This window comes from Streptococcus cameli, from assembly GCF_053207365.1.
This window is the reverse complement of record NZ_JBRUIM010000001.1, coordinates 584,750-597,088: the sequence shown is the minus strand read 5'-3', so window position 1 is coordinate 597,088 and position 12,339 is coordinate 584,750. Positions and strand designations below refer to the sequence as shown.

Genomic DNA, 12,339 nt, shown 5'->3' with positions numbered 1-12,339 from the left:
TACTATTGTAATTCAAGTTGTCGAATAGAGGATAGGAGATGGAGGTGCTCTTTTTTTCGTTTCATCAATTGTTCAATTTGTTCATCAATCAAGGAAACTTCTCTTTGAATCCTCTCTTCAAACTCCAACTGTAAGGCATAGGTTGATAAACTCTCTGCACCTCTTGGGATAACTGAATGAGATTTTTCAGATAGAGCAGAAGTAATAACAGGAGATTTTAAAACCTCCTCGTCTTGTTCAGACATTGAAACATCTACTTCTTGAACAGACTCTGAAGAAGATTTGACTCCCTCTTCATAAAATGTTTTAGAAGGTACTTGTAGTTCCTCTTTTGACTCTTGATAAGTATGAGAAAAAATAGAATCTTCTTCATTTTGTGAGGAAGAATTCGGTAAAGTGACTGATTCTAGAACAGCATCGACCTTATCGTCATTGACTTCTTCAGAATGTTGTTCTTGGGGAGAATCTTCTCGTGTCTCCTCCATAATCTCCTCAACTTTTTCACTCCTATTCATTTCTTCTTTAGATACCTTCGTTTTCCTTCTAAATAAACCAGGCATCCATGATAAGATTCCTGTTTTTTTAGACTGACCAAAATTTTCCAATAAAAGGTCAATAGTGGCTTCTAGAGGAAATATCAATAAGATTTTATCCAAAATCTCACCATCTTCTGTTAGGTGGTAAATGATCATTTCTTGGCGAGGGTCAAGAGGCTTTCTTCTTGCGTCCATCAACTCCAATTCTGACAATAAGTCATCACGACTGGTCACAGTCCAAGATTGGTGTGTTATGTTATTTTCAACTCTATACATGATCCATTCCTTCCTTGCTTTGGATAAGTCTTTCCAAATCATCCAGGCTCATATTGCGTTCTACACATAACGCCGAAATCAATTCAGCCTCTAGTATTTGAATTTCTTTGGCCAGTTCCAGGTCTTTGGCTTTCATAGATGACAGTTGAGCTACAACCTTTTCCTGCTCCTGTTTCTTCTTCCCTAAACGCTGCTTAATTTGTTTAATATTTGGCATATTTTACTCACTTTCTACAGCTGCTACAATATCACTGGTTGGACTAGATGTAATTTCTGTACCATCTGAAACAACAAGATTGTCTAAGGTACTAACCAGGTACTTTCCATCTTGCTCGATATAGGACAAACGAATATCAAGCGTTGATTGCTGGGTAATTGAGCCACCGTCTCGATTATCCTTTTCCTCAAGTAATAAACTAGAGAATGTGACTTTTACTAAAGCTGTTTTATCCTGCTCATTGATATAAATTTTAGACGATTCATATACCTGGTCAACTACATAACCCTTGTAGGCTTGTTGGATAGGTTTTTCTTCATCTGATACAGTAGCATTATACAAGCCCTCTGTCATGAATGGCTTGTATCGAGATTGATTTTCTCCCAAGTCTTTTTTAGTAAAATAAGCAATCAAGAATTGTTCAACAAGTCCTGAGTTAAAGGCTGAAGAATTGTCTTCAGGTTTTTGAGTTGATTTTTCTTTGGTAACTTGTGTCGCTTTATCTTTTTCCTGATTCATAGAATAGAGAACAGCAGATGTCGCATATCCTCCAGCAAATATAATCCCTGCAAGTAATAAACTTACAAGAAGTTTCATCCATTTTAAAAGTTTTTGATTATACATTGTTTTCCTTTCTTAATTAGGTGTCATAAAATAAACACCTGGTTGTGGGCGTAGTACTGTCCAACCTAAACCATGCCAACCACCTGCTCCATTCATATCAGACATTAAGATAGATCCATCTTCATTAACATACTCACAGAATCCTACATGGCCATACTGAGGATGTGCGTTGGCTACTCCAGGTAAAAATACAACAGCAGAGCCTACACGTGGCTCTGAAGTAATCGTATAGCCTCTAGCTCGACCAGAAGTAACCCATTCTCCTGCATTTCCTAAATATGGATAAATTGGTTTTCCAATCTCATACATTCGGTTATATACATACCAAGTACATTGACCAATCGCATAGGCGTTACCTGGATACCCTCGACCTTGTAAAATGGATTGGTCTTTTGGTAATCCATGAGGTAGCTTACCTGAATACTCAGCTGGTAATGTTGTGCCTGATGTACCGGTACTGCTACCTGTGAGTGTTCCACTTAAATAAGCTTCCCATTTTCTAGCTGCTTCCTGCCTTGCTTGTAATTTATTACCAGGGTTTCCTTCCCAATAGATTAAAAAATAATTGGTCAAGCCATTTACATCTAAATCTTTTCTGGTCAAAGTATTTTTTAAATAAGCCTGGTAAGCAGGGTTATCCCCTTGTAACATAAATTCCAGTTGCAATTCCATATCGTACCACTTTTTCCCTTTAGATTTTGCATAATTTCTTAATAAAGTAGCACGAATAGAACCATCCATAGTATCGGTAAACTGTCCCATACCAATTCCTCGATGAATAATATTGGGATAAGCTCCACCATAAATGGTTGGTCCACCTATGTTCAACCAGTTATCATCATCCCAAGATGTTGGTGTAGCTCCGACTGGAGGTGGTAAATAGTCTCCCTCTGCACGTTTTGGATTGATGTCATTTTCAATTTCCCAATTTCCTAAAGCGGCCGCAAGACCTGGTATCGTCATACCTGGTATATTCTTTTTGAAATAGTTGTAAATAAAAGCAACTCGCTGTGCTTTATCAGCCTCAATACCTAGCGATGATTGAATGGTTGTTTTTTGAAGATATTCTACAAACTTAAAATAATAACCTGGATTGACATAGACCCACTCATCAACTTCTTTTGGAAGTAAATTTGAAAAGCTGGACTTAGGTACGAAAGTCAGTTTTTTCTGATAAGAAATGGATTGCCCTGTCGATCGACTAGTTTTTCCAATCTCAGTGCCAGAATCTACCTTATCCTTGGATTTCACACGGATACCTGTTACATCATAAAACACAAACTTTGCTTCCTTTGTCGCAATAGTCACATTTCCCTCTTTAACTGTAACCGTTCCACTCATTGGTGCATATAATTTTTGATTTGCTTCAACTTTCAGAGTGGATTTGTTGGAGATGTCTTTCTTTGATACATAACCAAAGCGCTCAGATATTTTAACAGGTGTATCACTTTCTGGCGAATCTGACGGATAAAAAGGATGTTCTAACTCATTTAGAGTCGGAAATTTCCCTGTTTCAGAGATGGATTCCAATATTTCTTTATAAGTTTCTAGCTCCTCTTTTTTCAACTCAAATTCGCTATCTTTTTTCGTATAAAGATCTTTGATTGTCTTTAAGTCAGTATGATTACCATTTAGCCCCTGCCAAATATTTTTTAAAAATATTTCTCCTAATGTTGTATCAGATATAGTACCATCGACAGAAAACTTATATATATCTCGTAAATCATCATAGCGATATTGTATATAATGACTAGTATCTTCCCAATTTGTCCAATAATCTACAACATCGTTGGATTTTTCTCTGTCCTTCTTGGTGAAATAAAGATATGTTTGGTTAAGGTCATATTCGGATTGAACATCCACAAATGGACCAAAAAAGGAGGCAATAATCAACAATAAGACAAGTAAGGAAATAGCATATAAAGCAAATGGATTCTTTGAAACAGCCTGCAAAGCTGTTTGAGAACTTTTCTTGATGGTTTGGTAGGATTGACTGGCATGTTGTTGCCTTGAAAAGTGCTGCCTTTTTCGTTTTCTCTTTAAAGCCAACTGTTGGGATTGACTTTTGATAAAAGCAGAACTATTTTGTACAAATTTAGCGCCTTTTTGACCAAAGAAACGAGTTGTTTCTTTGCCATAATGAGTGGCACGTGCCATGCGATGGCGTGCAATTTGAGCGTCTTGGTATCGACTAATCGTTTCAATAGCAGGCGCAAAATCATCTGCTTCTGAAGCTAGATTTTGGGCTTGCCTAGCCATCTGTATTCTAGCAGTTTGTTTCAACTGGTTACTAACACCATATCCAGTATTTTTAAGAACATATCGTTGAGCTTGCTTGTGTTTTAAAAAGTTACTTTTCGCTTCATCCAGTTTTCTTTTTGCTTTTTGGACATCCTCTTTTGCTTTTTGAACAGCTTTTTTATCTTTGCCATCAAGCTCAGAAAGTTTCTGCTTGCTTAGAGAATATTCTTTGCTTGCATCTCTTAGATGTGCACGACTTTCGTATAGATTTTGCTTAGTTTCCTTCCTAGCAACCCTAGAAGATTGTTCTTTCAAATAAGATCGGCCAAGTTCGTTGCCAGCTTCTTTAACATAGCGATTTCCTTTAGGAATTTGTTTTGAATCCATAAGCCAATCCTCTAAGCATCTGTTTCAACCAGTTGAAATAGCTTGGTATCTCTTGGAATTGGATTTTCAAACGGAACGATTTTTCCTTCCGCAAAGATTAAACCAGTTCCTTTTGCTTTTGGGTTTTCAATATACCGTATCTGTTCATCTGTCAAATGAATAATCTGGCGTAAGCTATGAATATCTTGTTTCTTCATTTTCAACAAGATAAAGAACTCAGAGTTAGATAGCAACTTCCGTCCTTCTTCCATCGATGTCAGAGTCTCAGGATTTTGTGTAATACCTGTCGCAATCGCACCATACTTCCGAATACGTGACCAAAGCTCCGTAAAGAAAATAGCTGTTTCTTTGGTCTTAAAGGACAGCTGCAATTCATCCCAATAAATACGTGTTGTAAATTTACGTTGATTTTCAACAACATGATTCCAGATATAATCTTGTAGGACCATCAAGGCAAATGGCTTCATCTTTCCTGATAGTTTTTTGAGGTTAAAAATGATAAAGCGATTATTAACATTGATATTGGTTGGATAAGAGAAAATATCATTTGACCCCATTGTGTACTGCTCCACTTTAAGAGCTAGGTTTTTTGCCTCATCTTCTGGTTGTTGGCTTAAAATCCCATGCCAGTCTTTCAAGGTTGGCGACTCAAATTGGCGATAAGCCTCTTTGGTAACTCGGTCAATCAGACCGAATTGTTCATCAGATACAAAGTCCATAATGGATTCAAACATCCCCATCAATAGGTTAGATTTGTGTCCGATATAGTCCTGGTCTTCAACATTCAATTTATTGACGTTGGGCTTGTCTAACAAATTGAGATGGGTGTTTGAGCCTGGGAAAACATCAATAATTTGAGCTCCAAAGGCTCGACCAATATCCGAGTATTCATCTTCAGGGTCAACTAGGATAATTTTATCTTCCTTATACTTCAGCAAAGTAGGGATAATCTCGCCTATCTTCACAGTGGTAGATTTACCTGAGCCTGACGACCCTAAGACCACACCTGATCCTGTATTTAGGTCATTCTTTCTATCCAAGGTAATAATATTGTTAGAAAGCTGATTTTGGCCATAATACAAAGCTTTAGGACTAGATGATTGTAAATCAACGCTAGTAAATGGGACTTGTGTGGCGATATTAGAAGTTGTCATATCACGCATAAAGCCACGTCGAACATCTAAATACGTTAAACCGATTGGAAGAATCGTGTTCAGCCCTTCTTCCTGATAGTAGTAGGCCTCTTCTAATTCCACGTGTAACTTTCCACTCGCACTTTTTAGCTTATCGGTGTACTGTTTTAGTTGCTCTTTAGTATCTGCTTTAACATAGACAGCAATCAAGCCTGTGAAGATTTTTTGGTCATGTTCGGTAATCTCATCTCTCCATAGTTCGGTTGCTTCTCCAACGTCATCAGTATGAGATGAAATAAAGAGTTCACCATCAATTCCTTGGTTAGCCGCATATTGATACTTCTTTTTCTTCTCCTTACGGATTTGTGAAGCAACTGTATTGATTCTCTCAAGAGCAAAACTATCTTCATAGGGTTGACCTTGAATGGTGATGGCCACCTCAATTCCTAACGTAGTTAAAGAACGAATTAACTTATCTGTCAAAAAAGAGGGATAGGTTTTTGCATATAAGATTTTGGCATATTTTTCATTGATTCGGAACTGATTTTCTTCAAAAACAAAACGCCCAGGAGCAACGAAAGCCTTCGTAGTCAATCCTGACAAAGCAACGTCGTTATAGGTGTATGGAAACGTATAGTCTCCTTTAAGCAAATTCGAAAATACTCGCAATCTTCCAACTCCATCCAGTTCTTTCAATGAAACATCAACTGTCTGAAGTTGATTCGCAAGTGCTGTACCTGTATCTTGTAATTGAATCATAGCTTGATTTCTATCAATGGCTTTTTGGGAAATGGTAATATATTTATCAATTTCAAAATTATTTGATTCATCTGTAAAACGACTCTCAATCAATTGATTGTATTCAGCTCGGTAAGCATCATAGCCATCATTTTCGTACTCATACAAAATACTTTTTAAGGTATCTTCTTGGGTACGACGATTGATAATCAGCAGTTGATAGTTTGTTTGGCTATCAAGGAGATTCAGCCCTTCAGCATAAGCATCAATAATATCAATCTTATCATCTTGGCTTGCCGTAACATAAGAGACATCTCCTAATTGATAAGTTTTTGAATAATGGTCAGCTGTGATATGCATCAGACCATTTTCAAATAGACTTGTGTACATTAAAGTATTTTGAGCGGTTGGTTGTAGCCCCCGTTTTAATCGGTCTTTTCTAGCCTTATCAGAAGCTGTCAGTCTCTTTGACTTTTTTCGATTGAATAAATTCATCTCTTGAATATTCCCTTTCATTTTCTGTTCGATATGGTCTTTCCTTAACGGTTAAAAAAAAGAGAAAACGATCCATAAATTGCCGTTCTCTCTTTGCGCCATACAATAAGAAAGGAGGAAATAAAATCCCCCCTATTATATAGATAAATAATTCTGGTAGTTTATAATAGGTGATGACTAGAGATAATCCACCTAGCAACACGCATCCCACCATAAATACGGTTTGTCGCAAAGTCAATTTCCAAAAGAACGGAGGCTCATAGTCCTCAAATTCCTTTAGGAAAGTTGACCCAATTTTTTGTTTCATATTACGATACCCCTAATATTTGTTTGATATAGCGAGCGCTTCCCATTATAACTACCACATAGATAAATCCTTTTGTGATACTAGACAAAGCAGACATCGCACTTGGTAAAATCCCTGAATTTACCTTGACCAGTTCATCTGTAATCATGTAAGGGAAAAGCCGTATAATAATCAATAATACCAATCCTTGTAAAGCATAGGCCGCAAACAATTTGATGAAGTTAATCGCTACACTCCGTAATGTTTTATTGACAAATAAAGCAATAATAACAGGAGCTAATGCGTTTGCGATATATAGTTGATAATAACGCATCATCAGCATGACACGTGTTGCGATTAAACCAAAAAATTCTACAATAATGGCTATTAACTGGATGATATTCTTAAAAAACCAGCCTTTAATTTTACCAACTTCAATGGCCGTTTTGATTGCTTCTTCAGGAACAGATTTATTTCCAACTTTTGTTAAAAGATTTGCGATATACATAATGGCTTCGAATAAAACAGACGAATTTAGTATCAACAGGTAGGCAAAAGCATAATTAAAGAAAATACTCCCCAACATCTTTGGGGTGACTACTCCACCATCTAACTTAGTTTCTACTGATTGTTCTAGTATTTCTAAACCAAGAAAAAACAACAACAATATGTAACCAGTTGGTCTCATGGCTGCTGCGAGTGCTTCTGCCGCAGAATGCGCTTGAGGGGAGTATGCCTGCATTGTTTTGATCAATTCAGATGCATTCATAGTTTACCTTAACCCATTCCATTTAATCCTGCTATAACCATTGCCATAATTTTTGGTCCCCAAAGCATTGCAATAATACCAAACACAATCGCATAAACAGCCATATCCTGGCGGGAACCTTCATTATTCTTCTTGGCACTTCCTAAATCCAGTAAACCAAATCCTAATGATAGAATTCCTACCACTCGAATTCCTACTCCTAACATTGTAAAAAATTGAATTACTTCAGCTGGCATATATTTCTCCTTTTATATCCATCTTCATTAGCACTTCTTTCAGTGCTTGTGCTTCTTCTGCTTTAAGAGCAATCCCTTTGCTCATCCTGCCATTTGGACTCCACTTGCGAATGTCCAACATTGGCGGTTTTCCATTAAACGAAATCCAGTTGACTTCCTTTCTCCAGCCGTTACTATCTTCTGACAGCACAGCAATCGCTTTGACTTTTTCATAACGGAAAGCATCATCTTTTTCTTTCATCTGCGTCTCCTAACGAAATAAAAAAGCACTAGAATAAAAATCTAGTGCTGCTATAGATAAGACAAGTTGTGAGTAGCTCAGAAATGATATGCTTCTTGTCTTACCTCTACTTATTTTACCTTATTTTTTGCGTCTTTTCTTAAAAAGACCTGTTTTAGTGACAATGACAGTTCCTAAAATACCAAATCCAAGAATCGGTAGGCCGATAGATGCGACTTCTCCTGTACTTGGTAAGCTGCCTTTAGGTGCTTCCTTTGGTGTTTCCTTTGGTGTTTCTTTGGGTGTCTTATTAACACGTTTTTCTGTTGGAATATCTAATTGCTCGCCCTTCTGATCGATTACGATTTGACGAGCTGTGTTCTCAATATCAACCCCAGCTGCTACATCGTTTTTGACTGTAGCTGGTATGTCAAATTGATAAACCACTCCCAATTCAAATTTAGTTGTGTCCAAAATCTGAATTTGTTCAAAAACTTTTTTCACACTGGCTTTTGGTTTAATAGATACCTTTCCATCCTTATCGACATAATCGAACAAATCGGTCACATCTTTTCCAGTGGTTTTATTATAGGCCTTGATGTTTTTAACGTCGATGGTCACATAACGTTCATCATAATCATCTTCTACATAGGTATCTTGTAAAAGACTATCCTTGTTGTATGGAGTTGTATCCATCCAAACCTGGTAATGGAGAACTTGACCTGCCTTAACAATTGCCGTATTGATATTAGAGGTTTCATTATTGTCTCTCTTATCCAAATACGGGTCTTTGTTTGTGTCGGCATAACGATCTTTTAGCTCAGAATCATCATCTAACAGTACTGTACCTTTCACATCAAATCCTGACTTATCAAGAACAAATTTATGTGGTTGAGGAGTTGGGTTTTTACCAACCTTATTGACACGTTTCTGTGTTGGCTTGTCATATTGTTTACCTGATGTTGTCGTTACAAATTGAGCAGCTGTATTGAGAATATCCTCATCTGCTGGTACGTCATCTTTTACAGTTGCGAGGATTTCAAACTTGTAATACCGTCCAAATGGGAATTTAGCATTATCAATCTTGCCATCTTTGTCTTTCAGACTTTCCTTGGTCTGAATCGTGACTTTGCCATCTTTATTTTCAATATCAAATAGAGATAATACATCTTCTCCAGTTTGAGCATCAAAGCCTTTGATGTCCTTGACATTCAGTCTCAAGCGTTTTTCATCATAATCATCTACAATACCAACTACCGCAATTTCATCTTTTTCCGTAAATTGAGTAGTGTCCAGCCATACCTGGTAATAGCGTTTATCGCCACGTTGTACCGTTGATGTATTGGTATTAGCTGGCTCGTTATTATCTGGCTTATCCAAATAAGGGTCTTTATTGGTATCACTGTACTCATCAGTCATCTCATCATCATCATCTAATAGACTTGTACCTTTGATGTCAAATCCCCCTTCAGAAAGATTGAATTTTTCTGGTTGGAAGTTTGGTGGTGTTTCCACTGGTGGTGGCGTAGCATTATCTTTAAAGGTCATTTTAGATAGGCTAATCAGCGCATTAGAGGATGTCAGTACACCTGCAAGACTGCCCTTGGCATTTTTATTTTTATCTGATTGCTCATCGGACTGGCTAAATGTCCTTGTCGAAAATGGTTTTGAGCCATCTTCATTCTTGGAAGCAGTAATGGTATAGAGGTCAGTTGCTACATCATAGCTCATGTGAATATAGATTGGGGCAATCTTCTCATAACCTTCAGGAGCCTCAACTTCTTCGATTTTGTAGTCTCCATAAACCAATTCGACTTCTACATAGCCATCTTCATCACCCTTGATACCGGTCGTAAATTCAACTGCTTCTCCTTTGGTGTCATTGATAGGGGTCGCTTTAAAGGTCACATCATTGATACCACTAGACGATCCATCACCTGCACTTTGTGCAATCTTATGGATAGCAAGTTTGGCTTTAATGACTTGTTCTAGGGACTTGGTATTTGGGGTTACAATATTTTTCGTCACATCATCTTGTTTTGTGATTTCAAATTCATGTTTTTTCCCATCGATAGCATAACCTTCAGGAGCATTTGTCTCTTTCCAGTAATACTTCCCTAGTGATAAATTCCCAACAGCTACTTTGAGGCTTTCATCATCAACATTTAAGACAATATTGTCTTTATTATCAACAGAAACACCATTGATAACTGATGTTCTAGCCTTTTCTCCAGCAAGTAAAATTGCATTTGGGACATCAGACCATTTTACAGGTGTGTCCTTGGTATGTGGACTACTACCGCTAGAATCGTCATTATAGTAAAGCGTATATTCTGCGTTTTTCAATATAGCTTGACCTTGAGTATTTTTACCAGTGTCTTTATCAACTTTTTCAAGCGTGTTCTGACCTTTGATTTCATCGTTAGTGCCAGTGACTTCTAGCTCCAGCTTCCCATCTTGGCTCAAGGTTGCTTTTTGTGTTTTAAAGGTACGTACAAAACCAGCTGATGAGGATAATTCTTCTACCTCATATTCTCCCAGCTGCATCCCTTCTACCAAGGCTTCCCCATTAGCATTTGTCTTAATTTCATAGACCTTTTTGGATTCCAAATTAGTCAGACGGAAAACATTACCCTCTAGGCTGTAGCGACTATTCCACATGGCCAATTCAGATTCAGTCCCTTTTTTAAGAATCTTAATCTTACCTGTGATTTCATCATTTGTACCAGTTACTTTCAAGAGTTGCTCATCAATACCGTTGATTTTAGCTTTTGGAGTCGTAGCTGATAAGGTGACCGTCTGTTTCTTGAATGTTTTATAGAATCCCTTTGAAGCTGTGATTTCTTCAACATCATACGTTCCAAACGGTAATTTATCCAAGCGAGCATAACCTTTATCATCTGTTGTCATCTGATAAGTCTTACCTGTTTTCGTGTCTGTTAGCTTAAAGACATTGCCTTTCAAGCTATAATTAGAGTTCCAGCTAGTCGTTCCAGATTGGCTACCTGTTTTCACAATCTCAATCGAACCTGTTGAGTCTGTATTCACTTTGAATCCAGTATTACCAAATAATCCCGAAACTATGTCAAAGTGATTGCGAGCGCCATCTGTATAACTATAGCTGACAGCCGCACTATTCCAGTTCTTCAAAACAACGTAAGAGGTAGAAGATAACAAGGTTGTATCTGCAGTTGTTAGTTCGTCTGTTCTTGCGACCAAACCATAAGAGGATAAGGAGAGAGCAGTATCTGGAGAGAGTATATAAGCAATCGACCCTCTAGCGCCAACAACAGCATCCTGAGAGGAATCAATATCAGACATCTTCATGGCCATGATAATCTCTTCATTTGGAATCGGTTGTTTGGTATCTTGGCGAATCAGAACAGCATCATAAGTAATACTATCGATCCAGCCAATAGCCCTACCTGTTCCGCCACCGGCTCCTGTTGTACCAGGTGCTTCAGTTGTACCACCACTACCAACTGTGATACCAGCACCAGTTGGTGTTGCGACACCTACTGTAATCACACTAGACTGGTTTTTAATCGCCATGACAATATCTTTATTTGACCAGCCATCGTTCCCACGTACCATACTGGTATAGGTGATGACCAAATCAACAGGAATCTTCTTTCCAGTTGCCAACTCTGTTATACTACCAACATTGGTTACCGCAAGAGATTGACCTGGATTCAAAAAGGCACCAATATCATCATAAGTAAAGCCATCTTGTTTTAAGAAATAGCTAATATTTGAGCCAATGTGAGTCCCAATCGGACCTGTTGCAACGCCGTTTACACCTTTGACAGTAGTATTGGCATTCCATTGAATTTCATCTGCGACGAACTTTACTTTTGATAAATCCGAATCCGCAATCAAGGAATCCACCAATTCTTGAAACTCTTTGGTCTTCATATCTGAGACCTTGGATTTCACAACAGGTCTATTATTCAGCTTCCCAATTTGTGTTCCATGCTTGATTTCAGCTGCTTCTACTTGTATCACTTCAAATAAACCATGAGAAGTAAAGGAAGTAGCGTATCCTCCCACCATTAAAGCAGAAAGTACCGCACCTGAAAGCAATGCCTTGTGTAAGATTTTAGTCTTACCATTTTGTTGCATATTGTTCTCCTTTTTTTAAACACAAAAGACAAGCCGAGTAGACTTGTCTTTTTGACTGA

At 37.7% G+C, this 12,339-nt stretch carries 10 protein-coding genes; all 10 read right to left on the bottom strand.

Annotated features, from left to right (window positions below; genetic code table 11):
- Positions 1-2: 2 nt before the first annotated feature.
- The 10 genes from ACVR1I_RS03055 to ACVR1I_RS03010 all read right to left on the bottom strand — a co-directional run bounded on the left by ACVR1I_RS03055 (position 3) and on the right by ACVR1I_RS03010 (position 12,280).
- Positions 3-812: a hypothetical protein gene (locus ACVR1I_RS03055; RefSeq protein WP_447442575.1), complete on the bottom strand. Its 810-nt coding sequence runs from the start codon at positions 810-812 to the stop codon at positions 3-5.
- Positions 805-1,029, bottom strand: a complete 225-nt coding sequence (locus ACVR1I_RS03050; RefSeq protein ID WP_447442574.1) for a hypothetical protein — start codon at positions 1,027-1,029, stop codon at positions 805-807. The genes ACVR1I_RS03055 and ACVR1I_RS03050 overlap by 8 nt, the downstream gene beginning before the upstream one ends.
- A gap of 3 nt (positions 1,030-1,032) precedes the next feature.
- Positions 1,033-1,626, bottom strand: a complete 594-nt coding sequence (locus tag ACVR1I_RS03045) for a hypothetical protein (protein WP_447442573.1) — start codon at positions 1,624-1,626, stop codon at positions 1,033-1,035.
- Between the two features lie 39 nt (positions 1,627-1,665).
- On the bottom strand, positions 1,666-4,281 hold the full coding sequence (locus ACVR1I_RS03040; RefSeq protein WP_447442572.1) for a phage tail tip lysozyme: 2,616 nt from the start codon (positions 4,279-4,281) through the stop codon (positions 1,666-1,668).
- Positions 4,282-4,292: 11 nt separating this feature from the next.
- Positions 4,293-6,647, bottom strand: a complete 2,355-nt coding sequence (locus tag ACVR1I_RS03035) for a VirB4-like conjugal transfer ATPase, CD1110 family (RefSeq protein WP_447442571.1) — start codon at positions 6,645-6,647, stop codon at positions 4,293-4,295.
- Entirely contained in the window at positions 6,601-6,954 is a 354-nt protein-coding gene (locus tag ACVR1I_RS03030) for a PrgI family protein (RefSeq protein WP_447442570.1), read from the bottom strand. The genes ACVR1I_RS03035 and ACVR1I_RS03030 overlap by 47 nt, the downstream gene beginning before the upstream one ends.
- A 1-nt stretch (position 6,955) precedes the next feature.
- Positions 6,956-7,675: a hypothetical protein gene (locus ACVR1I_RS03025; protein WP_447442569.1), complete on the bottom strand. Its 720-nt coding sequence runs from the start codon at positions 7,673-7,675 to the stop codon at positions 6,956-6,958.
- Between the two features lie 35 nt (positions 7,676-7,710).
- Positions 7,711-7,938, bottom strand: a complete 228-nt coding sequence (locus ACVR1I_RS03020; RefSeq protein WP_447442568.1) for a hypothetical protein — start codon at positions 7,936-7,938, stop codon at positions 7,711-7,713.
- Entirely contained in the window at positions 7,928-8,179 is a 252-nt protein-coding gene (locus ACVR1I_RS03015) for a YdbC family protein (protein ID WP_447442567.1), read from the bottom strand. Before ACVR1I_RS03015 ends, ACVR1I_RS03020 begins: the two co-directional genes overlap by 11 nt.
- A gap of 120 nt (positions 8,180-8,299) precedes the next feature.
- Positions 8,300-12,280: a SpaA isopeptide-forming pilin-related protein gene (locus ACVR1I_RS03010; protein ID WP_447442566.1), complete on the bottom strand. Its 3,981-nt coding sequence runs from the start codon at positions 12,278-12,280 to the stop codon at positions 8,300-8,302.
- Positions 12,281-12,339 lie beyond the last annotated feature (59 nt).

Excerpts from the sequence above, each read along its gene's own strand:
- ACVR1I_RS03055 (WP_447442575.1), bottom strand. The coding sequence starts at position 812 with ATGTATAGAGTTGAAAATAACATAACACACCAATCTTGGACTGTGACC.
- ACVR1I_RS03050 (WP_447442574.1), bottom strand. The coding sequence starts at position 1,029 with ATGCCAAATATTAAACAAATTAAGCAGCGTTTAGGGAAGAAGAAACAG.
- ACVR1I_RS03045 (WP_447442573.1), bottom strand. The coding sequence starts at position 1,626 with ATGAAACTTCTTGTAAGTTTATTACTTGCAGGGATTATATTTGCTGGA.
- ACVR1I_RS03040 (WP_447442572.1), bottom strand. The coding sequence starts at position 4,281 with ATGGATTCAAAACAAATTCCTAAAGGAAATCGCTATGTTAAAGAAGCT.
- ACVR1I_RS03035 (WP_447442571.1), bottom strand. The coding sequence starts at position 6,647 with ATGAATTTATTCAATCGAAAAAAGTCAAAGAGACTGACAGCTTCTGAT.
- ACVR1I_RS03030 (WP_447442570.1), bottom strand. The coding sequence starts at position 6,954 with ATGAAACAAAAAATTGGGTCAACTTTCCTAAAGGAATTTGAGGACTAT.
- ACVR1I_RS03025 (WP_447442569.1), bottom strand. The coding sequence starts at position 7,675 with ATGCAGGCATACTCCCCTCAAGCGCATTCTGCGGCAGAAGCACTCGCA.
- ACVR1I_RS03020 (WP_447442568.1), bottom strand. The coding sequence starts at position 7,938 with ATGCCAGCTGAAGTAATTCAATTTTTTACAATGTTAGGAGTAGGAATT.
- ACVR1I_RS03015 (WP_447442567.1), bottom strand. The coding sequence starts at position 8,179 with ATGAAAGAAAAAGATGATGCTTTCCGTTATGAAAAAGTCAAAGCGATT.
- ACVR1I_RS03010 (WP_447442566.1), bottom strand. The coding sequence starts at position 12,280 with ATGCAACAAAATGGTAAGACTAAAATCTTACACAAGGCATTGCTTTCA.